14 protein-coding genes are annotated in these 21,261 nt (G+C 63.2%); 10 read left to right on the top strand and 4 right to left on the bottom strand.

Annotation, left to right across the window (positions count from 1 at the left end; all coding sequences use genetic code 11):
• Positions 1–10: 10 nt before the first annotated feature.
• Genes BMY30_RS01975 through BMY30_RS01965 form a run of 3 tightly spaced genes read left to right on the top strand, consistent with a single transcriptional unit; the run spans position 11 to position 10,364 of the window.
• Entirely contained in the window at positions 11–898 is an 888-nt protein-coding gene (locus BMY30_RS01975) for a hypothetical protein (RefSeq protein ID WP_089710066.1), read from the top strand.
• A complete protein-coding gene (locus BMY30_RS01970) occupies positions 895–6,168 on the top strand; it encodes a hypothetical protein (RefSeq protein WP_089710063.1) in 5,274 nt (1,757 codons plus the stop codon). Before BMY30_RS01975 ends, BMY30_RS01970 begins: the two co-directional genes overlap by 4 nt.
• Complete coding sequence (locus tag BMY30_RS01965; protein ID WP_089710061.1) at positions 6,165–10,364, top strand: HEAT repeat domain-containing protein; 4,200 nt, start codon at positions 6,165–6,167, stop codon at positions 10,362–10,364. The genes BMY30_RS01970 and BMY30_RS01965 overlap by 4 nt, the downstream gene beginning before the upstream one ends.
• Before the next feature lie 348 nt (positions 10,365–10,712).
• Here BMY30_RS01965 and BMY30_RS01960 read toward each other — a convergent pair whose 3' ends face one another.
• The gene (locus tag BMY30_RS01960) at positions 10,713–11,708 is read right to left on the bottom strand and encodes a serine hydrolase domain-containing protein (protein ID WP_211607203.1); all 996 of its coding nucleotides are present in this window, start codon (positions 11,706–11,708) and stop codon (positions 10,713–10,715) included.
• 167 nt (positions 11,709–11,875) lie between these two features.
• Between BMY30_RS01960 and BMY30_RS01955 the strand changes: the two genes are divergently transcribed.
• The 5 genes from BMY30_RS01955 to dcd all read left to right on the top strand — a co-directional run bounded on the left by BMY30_RS01955 (position 11,876) and on the right by dcd (position 16,120).
• The gene (locus BMY30_RS01955; RefSeq protein WP_089710059.1) at positions 11,876–12,550 is read left to right on the top strand and encodes a spermine/spermidine synthase domain-containing protein; all 675 of its coding nucleotides are present in this window, start codon (positions 11,876–11,878) and stop codon (positions 12,548–12,550) included.
• A 61-nt stretch (positions 12,551–12,611) separates the two neighbouring features.
• Complete coding sequence (arfB, locus tag BMY30_RS01950; protein WP_089710056.1) at positions 12,612–13,025, top strand: alternative ribosome rescue aminoacyl-tRNA hydrolase ArfB; 414 nt, start codon at positions 12,612–12,614, stop codon at positions 13,023–13,025.
• Between the two features lie 122 nt (positions 13,026–13,147).
• Positions 13,148–14,332 (top strand): coiled-coil domain-containing protein, encoded by a 1,185-nt coding sequence (locus BMY30_RS01945; protein ID WP_089710054.1) that lies wholly within the window; start codon positions 13,148–13,150, stop codon positions 14,330–14,332.
• Positions 14,333–14,485: 153 nt separating this feature from the next.
• A complete protein-coding gene (gene apbC / locus BMY30_RS01940) occupies positions 14,486–15,286 on the top strand; it encodes an iron-sulfur cluster carrier protein ApbC (RefSeq protein WP_244516103.1) in 801 nt (266 codons plus the stop codon).
• A gap of 267 nt (positions 15,287–15,553) precedes the next feature.
• Positions 15,554–16,120, top strand: a complete 567-nt coding sequence (gene dcd, locus BMY30_RS01935) for a dCTP deaminase (protein ID WP_089710049.1) — start codon at positions 15,554–15,556, stop codon at positions 16,118–16,120.
• Positions 16,121–16,289: 169 nt separating this feature from the next.
• On the opposite strand, the gene purN is transcribed toward dcd, so the two are convergent.
• Together purN and purM are read right to left on the bottom strand one after the other, a co-directional pair.
• Positions 16,290–17,021, bottom strand: a complete 732-nt coding sequence (gene purN / locus BMY30_RS01930; protein ID WP_089710046.1) for a phosphoribosylglycinamide formyltransferase — start codon at positions 17,019–17,021, stop codon at positions 16,290–16,292.
• A complete protein-coding gene (purM, locus tag BMY30_RS01925) occupies positions 17,018–18,091 on the bottom strand; it encodes a phosphoribosylformylglycinamidine cyclo-ligase (protein ID WP_089710044.1) in 1,074 nt (357 codons plus the stop codon). Before purM ends, purN begins: the two co-directional genes overlap by 4 nt.
• 134 nt (positions 18,092–18,225) lie before the next feature.
• Between purM and BMY30_RS01920 the strand changes: the two genes are divergently transcribed.
• Positions 18,226–19,305 carry an AI-2E family transporter gene (locus BMY30_RS01920; RefSeq protein ID WP_089710042.1) on the top strand — a complete coding sequence of 360 codons (1,080 nt, stop codon included), beginning with the start codon at positions 18,226–18,228 and terminating at the stop codon, positions 19,303–19,305.
• A complete protein-coding gene (hda, locus tag BMY30_RS01915; protein ID WP_089710040.1) occupies positions 19,302–20,003 on the top strand; it encodes a DnaA regulatory inactivator Hda in 702 nt (233 codons plus the stop codon). The genes BMY30_RS01920 and hda overlap by 4 nt, the downstream gene beginning before the upstream one ends.
• 21 nt (positions 20,004–20,024) lie before the next feature.
• On the opposite strand, the gene ehuB is transcribed toward hda, so the two are convergent.
• The gene (ehuB, locus tag BMY30_RS01910; RefSeq protein ID WP_089710038.1) at positions 20,025–20,906 is read right to left on the bottom strand and encodes an ectoine/hydroxyectoine ABC transporter substrate-binding protein EhuB; all 882 of its coding nucleotides are present in this window, start codon (positions 20,904–20,906) and stop codon (positions 20,025–20,027) included.
• Between the last annotated feature and the right edge of the window lie 355 nt (positions 20,907–21,261).

Here is a 21,261-nt window from a genome sequence, read left to right as displayed (position 1 = left end):
AGGAGCCTTGATGAGTAAGAAAACGCCACTGCTGGCAGTCTTGCTGCTGATTCCCGGGGTGATGACACTGGCATCTCCATCGGTTGCGAGCCTCGACACGCTGCTCGAGCAAGCCCGAAGCGAGGATTACACCGTGCCGGAGACGCACCACATCGTTCAGGCTCAGGAGGGGTTTCGACACTGGCTGGCCGCGGATGACCGTCTCGAGGCGGCACGCGGTGTCGCGATATCTGGCGTCGAAATTCCCGGATTCGAGCCGGTTGCCTTGTCTCAGCCAGGTGTTGTCGTCCTGACCGAAAAGGAAGACGAGCGTCGCGGCCGTGGTTTTTTTGCAGCACGCACCCACGGCGGGGCGCCGCTTCTGATCCAGGCGCCTCATCAGTATTACGATCTGCGCACCGGTTCCATCGCCCGCCAGCTCTTCCTGGAAAGCGATGCCATGGCGGCAGCATGGAACACCACCCATCGCTACCACGGCGATGACAGCGACCTGGTGCATATTCCCGACAGCTACCTGCATGCCCTGAGTCGCGCCTTTGCCGAGGTGCATCCCGAGGGGCGGATACTCCAGTTGCACGGTTTCAGCCGTGCCAAGCGCAAGAGTCGGGCCGGCCGCGAAGCCGATGCCATTCTCAGTGATGGCAGCCGCAAGCCACCCAAGGCCTTGGCCCGGCTGGCGGATTGCCTGTCCAAGCGACTCGATATCCGGGCGCTGCTATACCCTCGGGATGTCCGGGAGCTGGGCGCCACCACCAACACCCTGGCTGCCGATCTTCGCAACCGGGGCTTCGAAGGCTTCGTCCATCTGGAACTCGACAGCGACCTGCGCAAGCGCCTGGTTGGGGACGTTGATGCCAGAAACACGCTCATCCAGTGCGTAACGGAGACTCGCCTATGAGATGGCTTGCCGTGATTCTGGCCTCTGCGTTACCCCTGACCGCCGTCGGCGACGATCTGCCCCATTCAACTCCCTATCCCTACTCGGCGGACCCGCTCACCGAACGCGAGCGCGCACGCCAGGCGCCGCGACTCTTCTGGACGGCGGCACAGCGGCTGGATCATTCGGCAAGCCGGGTATCGAGTGAGACAAGCTGGGTTTCAAGAGAGGAAGGGCGCCTGATGCTGGATGCCGGCGAGGAAGCCACCTTCGAACTCGCCGCCCAGGGTCATCTTCGGCTACAACTCGAAGACGACCAGGCGCCGCCATTGCTATGGCTGTCCCATGATGGACAGCTCTGGTGGCAGGCATCCTGGACCCCCGGCACCGACGGCCAGGAATGGTTTCATGTAAAGGACAAGCCATCGCCCCTGCTCGCTCGCCTGGAGGCTGAGACAGATTTCAGTGGACGGCTGCTTGTCGCTGAGCTCGATCCTGTGGATTCGCCGGACGCCTATCGGGAAACCGCCGAACAGCGAGGGCTCGAGCGAGTACAGCTTGTCGATGATGACGGCGACAGGTTGCCCGTTCAGCGCCTTTCGCGGGGCGAGACGCTCGAACTGGATGTTAAGGGGCCGGTGGTACTTGCCCTTGCCAGCCGGCCGGCCGAGGAGGCGAAGCAACAGCAGCAGTACTCCCTGAGCTGGACCCTGGATGAGGCCCCCTGGCAGCAGGTCAGCATCGAGCGAACGCAGCTCAGCACCCTCTACCAGGAGGTGGACGCATCTCTGCTCCATGGCGGCATGGACCGGCGCTACCTGACGATTCCCGAGGGTGAGCACCGCCTCAGACTCAAGGCATCCCTGCCGCTGCTCGCAAGGATCGAGCAGACCGGAGGAGACTATTTTCTGGCGCTCAACGAGCCCGAACCGACGGCTGCCGAGCTTACTCGGTCTCTTGTTGACCAACCCCTGACCGCGGGTGGCATGACGCTCGATGACGTGGACGCCTTGCGCCAGTCGAATCATCTCGAGGGGGCCGCCGACATTGCACTGGGCTTTCTAGGACTGGGCTTTATGGAGCAGGATGCATCGTCCTGGCCCGGCGCCAGGCCCCAGGTGGCAAGGCAGGCACTCGCCGGCGATATCGAGCGCAGCCAGCGCTTCTTTCGCAATCTTTTCCCCGATGCTGCTACCGACCCTCTGGCCCTGACTACCGCCTGGTTCGCCACGACAAGCCCGCTGCAGCTCGAGGCCGATGAGGACTACTACCTGGGCCAAAACGTACTCGAGCGACTGGGCCGTGGCCTCTTCGTCGAACTTGACCAAGCGCCTTTGAACTACCCTCTGCCGGCGCGCTTCGGGCCTTCACGCCTGCGCCTCTCCGTGGCGCGATTGAACCCCACGAAAGATACCGAGCTCTGGGTGCAATATGACGACGCGCCGGCAAAGCGGCTGAGACTCACAGATGCTGCGCCACAAGTTGATCTGCCTACACCCGAGGATGCGGTGCTTTCGCAGGGTCAGGCATGGGCTCATGCACAAGGTCAGGTGCAGGGTTCGTCGTTGGTGCATCCGACCCTGGGGGGCGACTTCACGGCCCAGCGCGAGGCTGGTCACTACTGGCCCACGGCAAGCGTGACCTTGCCTCTGCCTACACATGTCGACGAGGTGCGTGTCTGGAGCGATGCCGTGCTTCCGGTGTCGCTTCAGTACCGGGCCAGTCAGCCCTATGAAGCCGGTGAGACCACCTATCGCGACCTTCTGGAAGAGACGCCTTCTCATTCGCTCGTCAACCGCCTGCGTCAGGCACTTGAAGCGGCGCCGAATCCTGAATCGAAGCCGCTTCCCTTCGCCTTGACGCCGGAACGCGCTCTCGAGAATCAGTGGTACCCGATGCTGCGCTACCTTCACGCCGCCCAGGCAGCCTATCTGGATGACCTTGATCCTAAGCCCTATGAGCCGGCAGTTGCCCATCTGGATGAGCGCCTAAAGCGAGCTCGAGCACAGTCGCAACGTACGAACTGGATCGGCGTTCTGGAGGCACTCGGCAGGGCGGGGTACGGTCAGGACCCGGAGGCCTATCGGCTGTCGCAGAAGGCCCTTGAAGCCCTGGGCGAGCACTACCTGGCCCGGCGCCAACGTCTGGCCACGGCCGTCTTCGCGCCTGATGCAGTCGCAAGGCGCCTGGCAACCGAAGACCTGCTGACGGATTTCGCCAAGACCCAACGTTGGGAAAGCCAGGTTCGTCTGCTGGCCGCACGCTATCTGCGTGAAGGCGACAGGGCGCTTCTCGATCCCCTGGGCGAGGCGCTGCATCGCGCCGGCGATTCCCTCTGGGCAACTCAGCTTGGCTTGGTGCTTGCCCACCAAGGGCCCATGCCGGACTGGCTGCCGGAAGCGGCACAGGAAGCCGGCTGGCTGGACACCGCAGACAGGGTGCCAGACCAGGCGCTGCGACAGGGTGATCTGGCGGCGCGCCAAGGAGACACTGCCCAGGCCATGCAGTACTGGCTGAGTGCCGGGGAGGCAGGCCTTTGGCGAATGGAGCGGATGCGCGAGGCTGAGGATATCGCTCTCGCGCTTGAAAGCTCGGACCGGGATCGGCGTCTGGCGGGTGTGGAGCGCTGGCTTGCCTGGTCGCTGTCGCCACAGCAGGCGTTCGACTGGGTATCTCTCGGCAGCCGTTTCGAGAGCAGCCAGGGTTTCTCGACGCTGTTCAGCGACGTCACGCGAAAGCCTCTCGCCCTGCCGCATGCCAGCGCTGAAGCACCGCTGGAGCTCGAGGTGGTGGGGCCAACGGTGCTGCGTGTGCAGCTGCGTCGGGTGGCCCCGGATTCCCGGGCGCCGGGAGAGATGGATTGGCTTGCCGCTGAGCTCGTCAACGCCGTGGGCAAGACCACAAGGCTTCAGGCGCCGATTCTCAGTCGTGCAGACAATCCCTACCTCGAGACGATCAACCGCAATATTGGTACTGCCACCGGTGATGACATCCTGCTCGAGGTACCCGCTGGCCTGTACCAGGTCCGCCTGCGGCCCCAGGACCATGACTATCTCACTCAGCTGTGGCAGTGGCAGCCGACCCAACACTGGGCGGTGCTTCCAGCGCTGACGCCCCTGGCCTTGAAGGATCTGCTACAGGATCCTGATGACAGAACGGGCTTCCTGTCTGCCTCGGCGCCTGAGTATCACCGGGTGCGTGAAGGAGAGCTCGAGAGGCTGCCCGTCCTGCCTGCCGCACGACTGCATACGCTTGATCTCGTTCCTCTGAACGCTTTTTCCTTCATGGATGCTCTTGAATCCCTTGAGTTTCCTGATCATGCAGTGGGCCCGAAGGGCTGGCCCGAGGGCAGTCATGCCGTACAGGTGGAAGATGTCGCGACCGATACCGGCGTGCCTGAATTACCCGACGTCGCCCATGGCGTTGCCGTGGCGCTGCTCTGGCAGCTCGAGCAGAACCCCGGTAACAGGGAGCGGGTGAGCGCACGTCTGGCTCAGTTGGCCGAGGCGCATAGTGCAGTCCCAGCCATCCGCCAGCTGGCCGACCGGCTGCTTCAGAGCTATGACTGGGAACCCATCAGCAGCAGTTTCGAGAGTGCCGGGGTGCGTCAACTGCCCCTGCAGGAGGAGATGCATTCTCCCTTCCGGCGCGTGCGCCAGGCCTTGCTACCCCAGTTGCCGGCATCGGCCATGCTGTTGAGCGGCAGAGGCACCGAGGGGGTGGAGCTCTTCACCCCCGACCCCCTGACCATCGAGATTCGTCTTGCGCAGCGCGTCCTGCCCCACGAGGCGAGGGTTCCGGCCGAGGTGATGCTTCAACTGGATGATCGCCAACCCCGGATGGTCCGCCTGTCGGAAAAAGAGTCAGTGGTGCGACTTCGCCTGGAGGCAGGAGAGCACGCCCTGCGACTGTGGCTCAGGGAGCCCCGACAGCAGCAATTCGTCACCGCCCGGATCAATCGGGCCGAGAACGGGGCGTCATTGCTCGACAACGAGACACGCACCTACCACATTGCCGCACCGGACCAGCCGGCGAGCTTTTATGTCCAGGGGCCTGCCTGGGTGCGGGTGGACGAGTGGCAGCCGGGCAATCGCTCGGACAATGGCTCGACGCAGTATCGGTATGTGGACGCGGGCTGGCAGACCCTGATCTTCGAAGCAGGGGATGGCGAGGATCGCTACTACCGCCTGCATGCCCTGCATCAGTCCCCGGAGGCCAGGCCGCTGGAGCCCGCAATGATCAAGGCAAGCCTTGCCGCCCCCGCCACGGGGCCTACGCCCCCCGAGGCACCTGTTGAGCCGGTGGCATGGAGGCCGGAAGATCGCCATCATGCCGGTGCCGACCTGAGTAGCTGGGGTGGCTACCTGGACCTTGTCGATCGCGTCAGCGGCAGCGAAGAGGATGTGGCTCCCGCCCAGGGAGCAAGCGTAATGGAGGCCGGCGTCAGCTACCGATTCCGCCAGCAGGATAGGCGGTTCTTTAGCCGTAGCGATATGCTCCTGCGCCGGTTCGATGGCCAGGAGGTCCTGGGGGCCAGGCAGTGGGTGGATGTCTATCCCGAGGAAAGTGATTGGCAACTCGGCTTCTTCGGTGAGGCATACCTGCAGCCCGGGGAGGTCCAAGACCTGGATGGTGACAATCACTGGTCGGCACGCGTGCAGACAAGCCTCGAGCGGACCTACCGGCTGTCGCCACGGCTCAGACACGAGCCTGGCATTACCCTGAATCAGCGTTGGTTGAGCCTGGATTCGGTGCCCGGCACAGCCTTGCCGGAGCTGGACCCGGATGTCTTTTCCCCCTACAAGCGAGATCATCGGCGAAGCCTTGTGCTTGCCGATCGCCTTACCTGGACGCCCCATCTGGATCAGCGTGTCTATCTCGAGGGGGCCTTGGTCAGCAACGAGTCGCTAAACCCCTTCGATCTTGACCATCTGGAGGTCACCGCAGCAGCAAGGCAGCTGTTCGGTTCCGCGGCAGGGGAAGTGGGCGTGCGCTGGCGTCGCTACTTCAACGACGATGATCGCACCACGAGCCTCGATCGCAAGCGTGTCTTCTTGGGCGGCAACCTGCTCAGCTTTGACGCCGGTGCCAATGCCCTGACCCTGCGCGCCGAGGCCAACTACGATATCGATCGCAGCGACGTCGGCTGGCGACTGAGAATCGGCTACGAAGCCAATGCCGGGCGCCTGAGTCCGGCCAGGCGCCCGGATGAACTCGACTTTCTGCCCCTGCGGCGCGCCCAGCAGCGAGCGCGTGTCGACACCAACCGCCTGGATCCGGTCTACCCATGAAGTTCAACGCCACTCTTCAGCCTGAAGCCCTTCTGACCGAGGGGCTTTCCGCACCCTGGCAGCGCGTGAACCGGCGCCAGATTGCTGCCATTCTGGACTTTTGTCGCAAGAGCGGTCGTCCTCTTCCCAAGGACGACCCCGATACTCTGTGCCGGTCGCTTCTGGAAGCCCTGCTTGACTGGATCGAGGTTCAGCGCCGTGACATAGCCCGCCTGCATGCCAATCATCACGAGTTCACGGCCAGGCTTGCCAGTGCCGGATCGGAAGACGAGATCCGGGGGCATGTGCTCGATTATGCCCGAACCCTTGGCGCGGGTCGGGCCCAATTGCTGGGGGATCGTCGGGCCTTCGGTCGCTGGTTCGGCCCCGATGCGGTCAGCGAGCGCTACCAGAAGCAGTTCGCCGATTGCGAACGTCATCTGAGCTTCAGCCTGGAGCGGCTGGGGGTGCTGGGGTCGACCTACATGGGTGCCGATACGGTGACCGCCGAGGAGGGCATCCAACGCTGGCATCAGCTCGATCTCGAGACGGGAGTCGGCGAGCTTCTCGCCTACGATGGCGATCTTCGCGTTCGCCTTGCCGCCTTTCATGGCCTGGCCCGTGTTGCCCGCGCCCTGGCGCCGGAAGGCCGAGGGCGCTACCTGGGTGATAGCACCCTGACCTATAGCTACCGGCTGGCGATGGACCATCGCCAGCCGGTCTGGCTCCAGACCGAGGCGCTGTCGCTGCTGAGCGTGCTGGGGTATCCCGCGGTGGTGGATATCATCGAGCGTCGCCTGACGCGCGTGGCCGAGGGCGACGACTTCTTCGTTCGTCAGCATGCGGTGCAGGTGCTTGGCGAACATGCCGATGACCCGCGGCTCGAGACCCTGCTCGAGACGGCCCTGCATGATCCGAGTCCCACGGTTCGCCAGGCACTGATCGACCTGCTGGTCGAGCTACGCCCGGCCTTGCTCGAGCGCCATCTACCGGTCCTTGCCCTGGAGGACAGCGCCAGGGAAGTTCGTGGTTACAGCGTCCATGCCTTGATCAGGCTGGTCGAGAGCGATGCCGCCTACTTGGATTTCGCTCGGGAGCTTGTCCGGCGTGGCGCCCGCCATGAAAGCAAGCCCATCACCCTGCGTCTGTATTGCCATGTCATTGCTGCCATTGCGGCCATTCTGCTCGAGAAGGGCGAGGAAGTGGCGCTCGGTCAGTGGTCAGAGAGCGGTTTTGCGGTACTCACGGCACTGCATACCGAGGCCGATGACCTGCGGGTGAGGCGTTGGGCGGCACAGGCACGCGAAACGCTCTGGTGCATGGCCGATCCCCAGGCGCGAAACCTTCACCAGGCGCTTCGCAGTCGACTCGAAGAGGCCCCGGTGCGTAAGCGCCGACGCCTCGATGTGTCCGATCAGGTGGACGATGACCACCTGGGTCGCGTGTTGAGTGCACTCACGCAAGACAACTTCGGCCTGGATGCCAGCCGCACCTCAGGCAAGCTCTCGTTTCAGCGCTGGGAGCGCTTTCGTTTTCGGCTCTGGCGAGCCTGGTACGAGTTCATGCACTCCTCGCCCGACAAGCGCCAGGCGGGACATCACACCATCGGTCGGGTCTACTATGGTCTCTTGCAGGTACCCTCGGCGCGCATGTCCGAGCTGAGCCCCACCAAGGTGCCCGGCGAGCCCCTGCACATGAGCGATGAGGACGGCTGGCGGCCCTACTTGCCCCTGGTGGACCAGGTGATATCCAGCCTGGATCAGTCCTGGCCGACCCGGCCGATGAAGGTCTACACGAGCGAGGGCGTGACCGAGATCACGCCTCCCAGCGGGCTTTTCTCTCGTCTCCGTGCACGATTGAAGCTCACTTTCCGGTTTGCCCAATATGCCCGGCTGCGCAACTGGGAAGCCGACAGCGGCGGGGCGCCCAACGGGTATCTTGTGGCGCTTCAGGCGTTGGGTTTCCGGGTCGGCTTTCGCACCCATACCGATCCCGAGGCCAGGCCATTGCCCGCCGATCCGGCGGTGCAGCGCTTCTTTCCCGCCCTTGCCTTCCCTCCGCTGCTTCTCGGCTGGTGGCAGGAGTACACGGACTACTTCGTGTCCGTGTACCAGAACTCCCTTCGACAGCTGAGCGTCTTTCTGGCGGGCATGCTCGCCTTGTTCGTCGGGCGGCATGTCTATGTCAACCTGACCACACGCCGTGCCCGCAACAAGTTGCCGTTGGTGATAGGTGGTTGGGGAACGCGGGGAAAGTCGGGCACTGAACGCCTCAAGGCCGCGCTATTCAATGGTCTCGGCTTTCATGTGATCTCCAAGACGACGGGCTGTGAGGCGATGTTCCTGCACGGCTACAGCCACCGCGATCTTCAGGAGATGTTCCTGTTCCGGCCCTACGACAAGGCCACCATCTGGGAGCAGGCGGACCTGGTAAAGCTGTCCAGAAAACTGGATGCCGATGTGTTTCTCTGGGAGTGCATGGGGCTTACACCCTCCTATGTGCGTATCCTCCAGAAGCAGTGGATGCGTGACGACATTTCCACCATCACCAATACCTACCCCGACCACGAGGATATCCAGGGCCCGGCAGGCATCGATATCCCCATCGTCATGACCGAGTTCATACCTCGCAAGTCCACCCTGATCACCAGTGAAGCGGAGATGTTGCCGATTCTGCAGCAGGCTTCCGATAAGCTCGGCACGAAGTGCTATCACATCGGCTGGATCGAGTCCGAGCTCCTGCCCGGCGATACCCTGTCCCGTTTTCCCTACGAGGAGCATCCCACCAATATTGCCCTGGTGCTGCGTATGGCCGATGAGTTCGACATTCCCCACCTGTTCGCCCTCAAGGCCATGGCCGACCACGTGATTCTCGATCTCGGCGTACTCAAGGTCTATCCCCTAGCCCATGCCCGGGGGCGCAAATTGCAGTTCACCAACGGCATGTCCGCCAACGAGCGTCTGGGGGCGCTGGGCAACTGGAACCGGTTGGGATTCGACAAGCAGGACCCGGAAGCCGAGCCCGGTATCTGGGTCTCGACGGTGATCAATAACCGGGCCGATCGTGTGGCCCGGTCACGGGTTTTTGCCGACATCCTGGTCAACGATATCGGCGCGGATCATCATTTTCTCATCGGCACTAATCTCGAGGGCCTGATGGGCTACATCGAGGAATCCTGGCAGGTTCGTCGGGAGGAAACCACGCTCTGGCCGCGCTCCCAGGATAACCCCGACCCGTCAGTAGAATGGCTGCGCCTGGCACGACAAATGAAGGTCTCCGTCACCGAGCAGGCGGTACTCGGCAGGCTCTCGGCGATGCTCGAAGGCCTGGGAGTGGCCCATGATCCACAGGTGCTGGCAGACAACCTGGCTGATCCCGGCGACTACCTGCAGGGCCTCGCGAAGCAGGTGCCCGAACACGAGAACGAGAATGAGCACGCGGCCGAAAAAGCGTCGTTAGCTCGCCATCTCGAGACGATTCTTGCCCATCACCTGACCTGCTATCGGGAATGGCAGGAATTCAGCGAGCTCGAGCAACGTATCGCCAGGGACCCGGCTCACTCGGAGGCTCTCGATGAGCAGGTCCGAGACCTGCTCTGGACGTGGTTCAGAAGTCGCATCGAGATCGTGCGCTCGCCCTTCGTGACCGGTGAGCAGCTGGTCAACATGATTTGCGAGCAGACACCGCCAGGCTACACCAACCGTATACTCGGCATGCAGAACATCAAAGGACCAGGGCTTGACTGGGTTTACCGCTGGCAGGCCTGGGACAAGATTCATGCCGCAGGGGAGATGATCCTCAATGGCAATCGCGGTGAAGCCATCCGTGGCCTGCAGTTTCTGGCAAGCTTTCAGGAATACGGTCTGCTCTCGGCCGAGTATATGCAGGATCTGCTGCGAAGGGCGCGTGAGTTGCCGGTAGCTCAGAGCGAGAGCTTCCAGGCAGAACTGCGCTTAATTGCCGCCAACCTCGAAGCCAGAAACAAGCCCGCGGAAGAAGAAGGGCAATCGCCCAGTGAGCCAACAGGCGGCCTCTGGTTGACCGTTGTGACCTGGGTGGAGAAGTTTCTCGACGTGGGCGACGCCGTGAAGCGTCGACGCAAGGCCGACCGTATCTATCGTGACATGGTGACCAAGCGCATCAGTACGGCTCGGGCCGCCGATGAACTGCAGTATCTGACCAAACGACAGAAGGGGGGCTGGTTGGTGCAGCGTTGACCTGCCCTAGGGAGAGAACTCCCGGCAACATTCGACGAAACCGGCACGGCGAGCATGCCATATAGAGCATGAACGTTATTCTGGCCACGGCGATGGGCGAGGACGCCGAGGTTGTCCGCTCACCGCTGCCAGCTACACTGAGAGGTGCCAGCGCCAGGAAGTGGGCATGTTTGCTCGCTTTCGTGATTCGCCGGCTAGGAGTGCATCGTGCGAAATATCATCTATCTCATTGGCTTGGCCGTGGTGGTGCTGTTCATCCTGTCCTTGCTTGGACTGATCTGACCCGCCCCCATTCCCGTCGCAGCCATAAGGGCTGAGGTTGCGTCCGGTCCAGCGATTTCACGCCACTCATTCCCCTTCCAGCATGCCTTCGATGAGGGCATGCAGCTCATGTTGGAACTGTCCACCAGGAGAGGGCGGACGGGGATCTGCCGTGATGGCGACGGTGAGTTTTCGCTCGGGAATGACGTAGAGCGCCTGGCCACCATACCCCCTGCCGTAGTAGACCCGCTCATCGGCCTGGGTCGTGATGAACCACCCATAGCCGTAGCCGTCGCCGGTCCAGGCGGAGGTACCGCGTGCTTCCCAGGAGGCCTCGATCCAGCCCTCCGGCAGCACCCGGGTGCCATCAATCATGCCGTCGTTGCGATAGAGCTCCCCGATCTGGATCAGTGCCCGGGGCGAGAGCCGCATGTCATTGCCGCCGAAGTAGACCCCCTGGGGATCGCGGGGCCAGGCGGGGATGGTAATGTCCAGCGGCTCGCCCAGCAGCCGCCTTGCCAGCGCCAGGGTGCTCTCTCCACTGGCTCGGGTCAGTGCCGCCGAGAGTAAATGGCTGGACCCAGTGGAGTAGAGCATGCGTCCGCCCGGCTCATCGACGAAGGGGCGGGTCAGGGCATCGTGCACCCAGTCGGGACTGGCCACCCAGGCGGCATAGTTGCCACCGGAGGTTCGCTCCAGCCCCGCCTGCAGCGACAGGAGGTGCCCGACAGTGATCTCGTATACGCGAGGATCTGCCCCGTCCGGCACCCGATCGCCCAACAACTCGGCAACCGGCTGCTCAAGGGAGTCGATTATCCCTTCCTTGATGGCGGCGCCGACCAGTGCCGCCAGTACCGTCTTGGAGAGTGACTTGATGTTGGCCGGTTGGTCGACCCCGGGTCCGGCTAGATGGCGTGCCAGAACGATATTTCCGCTTTCGGCCACGACCAGTGCGTGTAGCCTATCCAGTTCCGCTGCTCGTGCCTCAAGACGGGTCAGGTCGTTGGCCTGCAGGCGTGAGCCTCCCGCCTTTTCGTCAGCCGCTGCGTGGCAAGTCAATACCAGGGTCAGCATAATGAGCATAATCGACGGGAATCGGGGGCGTTCTCTCCGATACAATTCCGGCAGGGACATTCGGTATCTCCCTTGATGTGTTGCGCTTCCAGGGTAGCCGTTCAGGGCAAGAGGCGACGATCGATGTCCCGGCAGGAACCCCCGGTGCACTTCTTTCTCCTCTGTATAGAGACACCATGGCAAAATTCGAAGAGATCGGCACGGCGAGCATTCCCGGTCAGGGCGGCGAGCTGCGGCTGCTGCAGCGTAATGATGAGTTCTCGATCCGTATCGCCGGCAAGTCTGGAGAGCTGATGAACACTCGCCTGCATGGTTCCGAGGATGCCCTGGCGGAACTGGCCTGCGAGCGACTCGCCGACTGCACCGGGGTCCGTGTGCTGATTGGCGGGCTGGGCATGGGCTTTACCCTGGCCGCGGCGCTGAAGATGCTGGGCCAGGACGCCGAGGTCGTTGTCGCCGAGCTGGTGCCGGGAGTGGTGGAATGGAACCAGGGTCCGCTCGGTGACGCCGCGGGTCGTCCCCTTGACGATCCTAGAACCCGCGTCAGCCTGGGGGACGTCGGCGAGTTGTTGCGCCGCGAGACCGACGGCTTCGACGCCATCATGCTTGACGTGGACAATGGCCCCGAGGGGCTGACCCGCCGCGAAAACGATTGGCTCTATTCGCCCCGCGGGCTTGCGGCGGCCCAGCAGGCGCTACGACCCGAGGGGGTGCTGGCGGTCTGGTCGGCAGGTCAGGACCCGGCGTTCACCGAGCGGTTGCGGCGCGTCGGGCTGCTGGTCGAGGAGGTCACGGTGCGTGCCCATCGCCCCGGCAAGGGCGCCAAGCATCGGATCTGGCTGGCATACTGAGGCCCCTTACTCTCCTGCCGGCACTAGTCTCCACTCATCATTCACTCTGAAAGGCCAACGCATGCTGGAACTCTCTCGTCAGGTGAATATCCCCGATCACGAGATCGAGATGCAGGCCGTGCGCGCCCAGGGGGCTGGCGGCCAGAACGTCAACAAGGTTGCCAGCGCCATCCATCTGCGCTTCGATATCCAGTCGTCCAGCCTGCCCGAGGGCTTCAAGGAAAAACTGCTGGCCCTGGGCGACCAGCGCATTACGCGCGACGGGGTGGTGATCATCAAGGCCCAGGCTCATCGTACCCAGGAGCGTAATCGCGCCGAGGCCCTGGCGCGGCTCAAGGCGTTGATCAAGAGCATCATGTATGCACCGAAGAAGCGCGTTGCCACTCGTCCCAGCAAGGGCGCCAAGCAGCGGCGACTGGACAGCAAGAAGAAACGCGGTCGGCACAAGGCCTTGCGCGGCAAGGTTGAGACCTGACGTTGACTGGACGTCGATGATCGGGTGGCGACGTCTCACCGGGCGTGTATGCTGAAAGTCGTGACGACGTAAGGCTGGCCTTCCTTGGCCGGCGACATCCAACCACTCAGGGGGATACATCGATGGCCGATTCGTCGATGAGTGAGCTGTTTAAGGACAACCGTGTCAAGGGCCTGGCGGCCGTGGCGGTGGTCGCCATCATCTGGGCCCTGGTTGCCCAGTCCAGTGTCAGTTCCAGTAATGAGGCTCGTGAATCGCTGCAGACACAGTTCGAGAATATCCAGGCCGAGCTCGAGAGTGTCCAGGCAGATAATGAGGCCTTGACCGGTCGCGTCGAGGCGTTGCGCGACTCCGCCGGCAACGTCGATGACCTGGCAGAGCAGCGCAGCGAGCTCGATCAGCAGATTCAGACCGCCGAGTCGGAGCTCGCGACGACCCAGGAGCAGGAGGCAGAAGCCCAGGCGAGACTGGAAGAGGTCCAGACCTCGATCGCCACTGCCGAGGACGAGCTGACCAGCCGTCAGGCCGGCCTGGCGGAGGCCGAAGAGGCGCTGGAAAACCTCCAGCAAGAGCAGCAAGAGGTGGCCCAGGCTCGCGACGAGGCTCAGGCTTCGGCTCAGGAAGCCCAAGAGGCTCGTCAGGCCGCCGAAGCGGATCGTGAGCAAGCCGAGGCGGCCCGTCAAGAGGCCGAGCAGGAGCGCAGCGAGGCGATCACTGCCCGTGACGAAGCCCGTGCCGAGCTCGAGGGGCTGCAGGAGGAGATCGCGTCGGCCGAGGATAAACTGGCCAGCCTCAACGACGAGATCGCCGCCAGGCAGGAAGAGCGTGATGCCCTTCAGCAGGAGATCAGCGAGCTCGAGGCCAGCCGCAACGAGGCGAGCGAGGCGCTGGAGACCACCCGCGGTGAACTGGAAGATGCCAGATCAGAGCTCGTTCAGGCTCGCGAGATGTTCAAGGACCTCGAGCTCGCTATCCAGCTAGGTCGTGACGAGGTTGCCAAGATCGAGTCTCAGATCGAGTCGCGCCAGTCCCAGCTCGAGCGCCTGCAAGGACAGCTCGATACCTGGCGCAACGAGCTGTCACGTCTGGAGGAGAGCGTAGAGACCGAGGGCGGTAACAACGCTGCCGGCCAGCAGCAGGCCAGTGCCCAGCAAGACGACAATGCTACTGCGGGTCAGCAACAGGGCGAAGCCCAGGAAAGTGGCAACGCTGACGCCAGCCAGCAGCAGGCCGATGCCCAGGAAGCTGGCAACGGTGACGCCGACCAGCAGGAGACAGAGACCCAGGAAGACGGCAACACCGACTGACCCTATTCGCGGGACGGTCTATCAGCCACGACGGCGAGCCATCGGCTCGCCGTCGTGCGTTGGCAGGCATTGCATGGCAGGGCGACCAGCCGGGTATACTGGCACTTCATGCCGCTTGCGTGGCAACCCCAACTGCAGAAGGAGCAAGTCGTGATCGAAGGGGTCAAGCATATCGTCGCCGTGGCATCCGGCAAGGGCGGGGTGGGCAAGTCCACCGTCACCGTCAATCTGGCCCTGGCCATGGCCGCCGAAGGCTATCGGGTGGGCATCCTGGATGCCGACATCTACGGTCCCAGCCAGGCCCAGATGCTGGGAGTGGGCGAGGGCGTGCGTCCCCAGTCCGCTGGTGAGAACCGCTTCAAACCGCTCGAGGCCCATGGCATCCAGGCCATGTCCATGGCCTTTCTGGTTGACATCCGCGAACCCATGGTCTGGCGCGGGCCGATGGTCGCCGGCGCCTTCCAGCAGATGCTCACCCAGACCGTCTGGGACGATTTGGACTACCTGTTCATCGACATGCCGCCGGGTACCGGCGACATCCAGCTGACCCTGGCCCAGAAGGTGCCGGTGGACGGCGCGGTGATCGTCACCACGCCCCAGGACATTGCCCTGCTGGACGCGCGCAAGGGCATCGAGATGTTCCGCAAGGTCAATGTGCCGGTGCTCGGGGTCGTGGAGAACATGAGCCTGCACATCTGCTCCAACTGTGGTCACAGTGAGCCGATCTTCGGTGAGGGTGGGGGCGAGCGCATCGCCCAGGAGTACGAGACCCAGGTGCTCGGTCGCCTGCCACTTACGCTGTCGATCCGCGAACAGGTGGATGGCGGTCGTCCCACCGTGGTGGCCGAACCGGAGGGAGAGGTGGCCACCAACTTCCGCAACATGGCGCGCCAGGTCGCGGACCAGATCAGCGGCCAGGGCGCCGAGGGGCCGGAGATCTCCTTCAGCGAGTGAGATAGCAGGGCCATAGCAGTTACGTACAGCGAGGGGCGCCGGGGGCAAGCCTAAGAGGAGGTCCTACGCCATGGATGGTGTCAGTAGCGCCCAAGGACGGGTTCACAGCGCCTCTTCGCAGGCTTGTTGCCGGACCAGCTCCGAGTAACAGGCCTATCTGTAATAGCCCTAAACGAGAGGGCTCCCGCCGTGACCTTCCCCGCCGGGGTCGCTATGATGTGGCCCCGTTTTTCGTCTGTTTACCTAGTTACAGTTCAGGACGCTTCGATGAGCATCAAATCCGACAAGTGGATACGCCGCATGGCCGAACGGGAAGGCATGATCGAGCCTTTCGAGCCCGAGCAGGTCCGCTACGAGAACGAGCGGCGGGTGATCTCCTACGGGACGTCCAGTTACGGCTACGATGTACGCTGCGCCGACGAGTTCAAGGTCTTTACCAACATCCACTCCGCGGTGGTTGATCCCAAGGGGTTCGACGAGAAGAGCTTCGTCGACATCAAGGGCGATGTCTGTGTGATCCCCCCCAACTCCTTCGCCCTGGCGCGTACCGTGGAGTACTTCCGCATCCCGCGAAGCGTGCTGACCATCTGCCTGGGCAAGTCCACTTATGCCCGGTGCGGCATCATCGTTAACGTCACACCTCTGGAGCCAGAGTGGGAAGGGCATGTGACCCTGGAGTTCTCCAACACCACCAATCTCCCGGCGCGCATTTATGCCAACGAGGGGGTGGCGCAGATGCTGTTCCTGGAATCCGACGAGATCTGCGAGACCTCCTACAAGGACCGCGGCGGCAAATATATGGGGCAGCGAGGCGTGACGTTGCCCAGGACGTGACAGCGCCAAGCTGAAAGCGCCGAGCCGCCAAGCTGTCCGGAGACGGGCGCGGGTAGCGAGGCTGAAGCGCGAAACCCCACCGGGCTAAGCCTGGCGGGGTCTCTTGCTACTTGGACCTAGACTCCGCTTGGCCGCTTGGCCGCTTGGCCGCTTGGCCGCTTGGCCGCTGTCAGTCCTCGTCCAGCTCCTCGGCGGCATCGGCGTGAGAAAGCCGCATGCCGGTGGGTGGCAGGGCAACGCCGTCAATGGTGGCAGTGTCACCCTTGAGCTGCAGACGTCCCTCGAGGAACCAGCGCACGGCGATCGGGTAGATCAGATGCTCACGGGCCTGAACCTTGGCTTGAAGGCTATCTTCCGTGTCGTCTTCGGTGACAGCTACCTCAGCCTGCAAGGCAACCGGCCCGCCATCCAGCTTCTCGGTGACGGAATGCACGCTGCAGCCGTGCACGGCCACACCATCGCTCAGGGCGCGGGCGTGAGTACGCAGCCCGGTGTAGTCAGGCAGCAGCGAGGGGTGGATGTTGAGCATCCGCCCCAGGAAGCGGTTGACGAAGCGCGGCGTGAGAATGCGCATGAAGCCGGCAAGCACGATCAGGTCGGGTTCGTGACGCTCGATGACCTTGATCAGGGCGCCGTCGAAGGCGTCGCGGCTGTCATACTCACGATGGGGCAGGGCCACGGCATCGATCCCTGCGTCCCGGGCACGCTTCAGGCCATAGGCATTCGGCTGATTGGAGATCACCGCGACGATCTCGCCGCCCAGGGCGTCGTGTTCCTGGGCATCGATCAGCGCCTGCAGGTTGCTGCCGCTGCCCGAGATCAGCACCACCACCCGTCGTGACTCGCTGGGTTCGGGGGTGAAGGCGTTCAGGGTGTCGCTCTGGTAGTCGGTGCTACTCATTCCTTCACGTTCTCCAGCTTGACCTGCTCTTCGTCATCGCCCCGCGCGATGATCTCACCGATACGGCGCACCGACTCGCCCTGGGCCTGCAGGTGGGCACGGGCCTGGTCGGCCTTTTCCGCCGGGACCACAATCACCATGCCGATGCCGCAGTTGAGCACGCGGTGCATCTCATGCTCATCGACGTTGCCTTGCTGCTGGAGCCAATCGAAGACTGCCGGGCGTGTCCAACTCGACGCATCAACACGCGCTGCCAGGGTTTCGGGCAGCACGCGGGGAATGTTCTCGAGCAGGCCGCCGCCGGTGATGTGCGACAGGGCATGTATCGGCGTGTCGGTTTCCTTGAGCAACGACAGCAGGGGCTTGACGTAGATGCGGGTGGGGGCAAGCAGCGCCTCGCCCAACGACCGGCCGTCGATGGCAGTGTCCAGCGAGGCCTCGCTGACCTCGAGAATCTTGCGGATCAGCGAGTAGCCATTCGAGTGCGGGCCGGAAGAGGCCAGCCCCAGCAGCACATCACCCTCGCCGACCTTCTTGCCATCAATGATCTCGGACTTTTCCACCACACCGACGCAGAAGCCGGCGAGGTCATAGTCGCTTCCCTCGTACATGCCGGGCATCTCGGCGGTTTCGCCGCCCACCAGGGCGCAGCCGGCCTGCTCGCAGCCCTCGCCGATACCGGTCACCACGTCGGCGGCGATATCCACGTCGAGCTTGCCCGTGGCATAGTAGTCGAGGAAGAACAGCGGTTCCGCGCCGGCCACCACCAGATCGTTGACGCACATGGCCACCAGATCGATGCCGATGGTGTCGTGACGACCGAGGTCCATGGCCAGGCGCAGCTTGGTGCCGACGCCATCGGTGCCGGATACTAGCACCGGCTCCCGATAGCCCGTCGGCAGCTCGCACAGGGCACCGAAACCGCCCAGGCCGCCCATCACCTCGGGGCGGGTCGTGCGTTTGGCAACGCCCTTGATGCGGTCGATCAGGGCATTGCCGGCATCGATGTCGACACCGGCGTCCTTGTAACTGAGCGATGCCCCGCTCGGGCGATGGGTGGAATCGGTCATGACGCTTCCTGTATGAGAATGGCGGTCGCGATGCCTGTCGCAAGACGCGCAGCGGCCAAGTGGTGGAAGCAAATTGTAGCATCACGACGCGCGGCTGGCAGCCCGCCAGATGCGCCGACACAGGGAGGAGACGGATGCACAGGCAGTGGTGGGTGGTGGCCGCGGTGGCGGCGCTGGGGCTATGGTTCCTGGTCAGTATCGAGCCGGTGCTGATGCCCTTTTTCGTCAGCATGATCCTGGCCTACCTGGGAGATCCCCTGGCCGACCGCCTCGAGGCACGCGGCCTCTCGCGGCGCCTGGCGGTCTCGCTGGTCTTCCTGCTGCTGACGCTGGTCATCGTGCTCACCCTGCTGCTGGTAGTACCGATACTCGGCCGACAGCTAGGTCAGCTGGTCGAATCGCTGCCGGCGGTGCTCAACTGGCTCCAGCAGACCGTGGTGCCGCGTATCCAGGCACTGACAGGCATGGATCTTTCTACCGACTTCGACCAGATGCGCCAGGCGGTCGTCGACAACTGGAAGGAGACCGGGACCTTCGCCGCCAGCCTGCTGGCCCAGGCCTCTCGTTCTGGCTTGGCGCTGGTCGTCTGGATTGGCAACCTGGCGCTGATTCCGGTGGTGACCTTTTACCTGCTGCTGGACTGGGACGTCTTGGTCGCCAAGCTGCGTGGCTCGCTGCCGCGCAGCTGGGAGCCTGCCACTGTGCGCCTCGCCGGCGAATGCGACGAGGTGTTGTCCGCCTTCCTGCGCGGCCAACTTATCGTCATGCTCTGCCTGGGGGTGATCTATGCAGTAGGACTGACCTTGCTCGGCGTGCGTTTTGGCCTGCTGATCGGGATGCTCGCAGGGCTGTCCAGCATCGTGCCCTATCTCGGCGTGATCGTGGGGATATCCGTGGCCGGTGTGGTGGCGTTCTTCCAGTTCGGCGACTGGCTGATCCTGCTCGGCGTTGCGGGGGTGTTCGGTTTCGGTCAGTTGGTCGAGAGTGTGGTGCTGCAGCCCAAGCTGCTCGGAGACAAGATCGGCCTGCACCCGGTGGCCGTGATCTTCGCCGTGCTGGCCGGGGGCCAGCTGTTCGGATTTACCGGCGTGTTGCTGGCGCTGCCCGTGGCTGCCGTGGTGATGGTGGTGTTGCGTTATCTCCACGAGCACTATAAAAACAGCACCTTGTATGACGCCGGACGTCAACGTAGCCACGACGAGGAGTCGCCATGAGTCGAGCACCCACGCAATTGCCGCTGGGCGTGGGACTGCGCGACGATGCTACCTTCGCCAACTTTCACCCCGGGGCCAATGCGATCCTCGTCGACCGGCTCGTGCACCAACTCGACGATGACGGTGAGCCCTTCCTCTATGTATGGGGCGTCTCCGGCACCGGACGCAGCCACTTGCTGCAGGCTTCGTGCCATTCGGCCTCCGACCATGGCTACCGGGCGCTGTACCTGCCCCTTGCGGAGCTCGGACACTTTCCGCCGCTGATGCTCGAGGAGATCGAGCGCCTGGATCTGGTGGCGATCGACGACCTCGAACATGTGGTGGGGCGCAAGCGCTGGGAGGAAGCGCTGTTCCATGCCTTCAACCGCCTCCGGGATGCCGGCAAGCGCCTGGTGATTGCCGCCGAGGTACCCCCGCGAACGCTGCCGGTTAAACTGCCTGATCTGGCCTCACGACTCACTTGGGGCATGACCTTCCAACTGCAGGGGCTGGATGATGCCGGGCGCATGGCAGCGCTTAAGCTGCGGGCGCGGGGACGCGGCATGCAAATGCCCGACGAGGTGGCTCGCTACATCCTGCACCGCGGCTCGCGACGCCCGGATGTCCTCTTCGAGACCCTGGAGGTCCTGGATCGCGCCTCGCTATCTGCCCAGCGCAAGCTGACCATTCCCTTCGTCAAGCAGGTGTTGGGCTGGTAGAGGTGTATGGCGCGCGTCGCTCTAGCCAGCCCCGCTGCAGAGTTGCTCAGCACTGAAACGGTAAGAGTAAAGGATGTCCTTTGTCAGGAAGCCATAGCGAGACAGCGTCTGCTGCCATTCTCCATAGCGCTTCTCTTCCTCCAAAGCCTCGTTCACTGCGTCACGCAGGTCATCGGCATCCCGGGGGAAGGCAAAGCCACCGAAGTAGCGTATCTCTTGCCCGTTAATCACCGGATCTTTGAAATTGAATTCAGCTTCTACCTGCGGACTCATCTCCTCCATGGCTGCGACGGTCATCCCGGTGGCGGCGAAGGCGTCAGCCCGACCCCGGACGATGGCGTCGATAGCTTCCGGGAGACGCTGCACCGTGACGATCCGGTCCGGATCGACGCCCAGAGCAATGAACATGTCCTGGGTCACCGTACCCTCCTGGACGGCAACGCGGATGGTGTCTGAGCGTTCAACGAAGTCCTCGTAGGCCCGAATGCCGTTGGGGTTGGAGGCCAGCACCAGCAGCCCTTCGCCGTAGGAGGTATTGGGGTCCGAGAAGAGCACGCGCGCACAGCGTTCAGGCATGATGGCCATTTCCGCCGCGGCCATGTCGAAGCTCTCGGCTTCGAGCCCCGGGATGAGCTTGCTGAATTCGGTCTCGACCCATTCGATCTCCTCGATACCGAGATCTTCCAGGATACGTTGAGCGACCTCCGGGCCGACGCCGAGTGCCTTGCCCTGCTCGTTGAGGTAGCCATAGGGTTTCTCGTTGGCGACGGCAATGCGGATCATCCCGCGATCCTGGATCTCCGCGAGGGTAGCGGCCTGCAGCCCGGAGGTGGCCAGTAGGGCAGCGAGAGTGCCGACCAATAGGGACGGTCTTCCAATAGTAGAAAGAGTGTTGTGTGTCATGGTTATCAGCCCCGCGTAGCGTTGTTCCGCTCCGTTTAGCGTCTCTGATCATCCGGTATGGGTCGTGGCGCCGATTGGAGCCAGAACGGTATGTGAAGGGCCATGATCCGTGGCGTCTGTGTGATGAAGCCATCATGGCGTTGTCTCCGCCAACTCTCGCTGGAGATGTATTTAGCGTAGAAGTGACGTTGATGGGATGCTGGCTGCCGGCAATCGCTATCGCATATCACTGACAATGATTGTCGGTGATGTCTTACACAAGTCGGGTAAAGCTCACACTAACGGTGGCAGGAAACTCAGCGTCTGGCGCTCATTATGGCCCCATCATCGATCAGGGGCCTTGTTGCGTTGAAGC

The sequence above is a fragment of the Halomonas daqiaonensis genome, from assembly GCF_900109725.1.
GTDB classification, from domain to species: Bacteria; Pseudomonadota; Gammaproteobacteria; order Pseudomonadales; family Halomonadaceae; genus Halomonas; species Halomonas daqiaonensis.
The sequence above is the reverse complement of the archived record's forward strand: the minus strand, read 5'-3'. Positions and strand labels throughout refer to the sequence as shown.

Coding starts and splice junctions, on each gene's coding strand:
- BMY30_RS01975 (WP_089710066.1), top strand. CDS start 11: ATGAGTAAGAAAACGCCACTGCTGGCAGTCTTGCTGCTGATTCCCGGG.
- BMY30_RS01970 (WP_089710063.1), top strand. CDS start 895: ATGAGATGGCTTGCCGTGATTCTGGCCTCTGCGTTACCCCTGACCGCC.
- BMY30_RS01965 (WP_089710061.1), top strand. CDS start 6,165: ATGAAGTTCAACGCCACTCTTCAGCCTGAAGCCCTTCTGACCGAGGGG.
- BMY30_RS01960 (WP_211607203.1), bottom strand. CDS start 11,708: ATGCTCATTATGCTGACCCTGGTATTGACTTGCCACGCAGCGGCTGAC.
- BMY30_RS01955 (WP_089710059.1), top strand. CDS start 11,876: ATGGCAAAATTCGAAGAGATCGGCACGGCGAGCATTCCCGGTCAGGGC.
- arfB (WP_089710056.1), top strand. CDS start 12,612: ATGCTGGAACTCTCTCGTCAGGTGAATATCCCCGATCACGAGATCGAG.
- BMY30_RS01945 (WP_089710054.1), top strand. CDS start 13,148: ATGGCCGATTCGTCGATGAGTGAGCTGTTTAAGGACAACCGTGTCAAG.
- dcd (WP_089710049.1), top strand. CDS start 15,554: ATGAGCATCAAATCCGACAAGTGGATACGCCGCATGGCCGAACGGGAA.
- purN (WP_089710046.1), bottom strand. CDS start 17,021: ATGAGTAGCACCGACTACCAGAGCGACACCCTGAACGCCTTCACCCCC.
- purM (WP_089710044.1), bottom strand. CDS start 18,091: ATGACCGATTCCACCCATCGCCCGAGCGGGGCATCGCTCAGTTACAAG.
- BMY30_RS01920 (WP_089710042.1), top strand. CDS start 18,226: ATGCACAGGCAGTGGTGGGTGGTGGCCGCGGTGGCGGCGCTGGGGCTA.
- hda (WP_089710040.1), top strand. CDS start 19,302: ATGAGTCGAGCACCCACGCAATTGCCGCTGGGCGTGGGACTGCGCGAC.
- ehuB (WP_089710038.1), bottom strand. CDS start 20,906: ATGACACACAACACTCTTTCTACTATTGGAAGACCGTCCCTATTGGTC.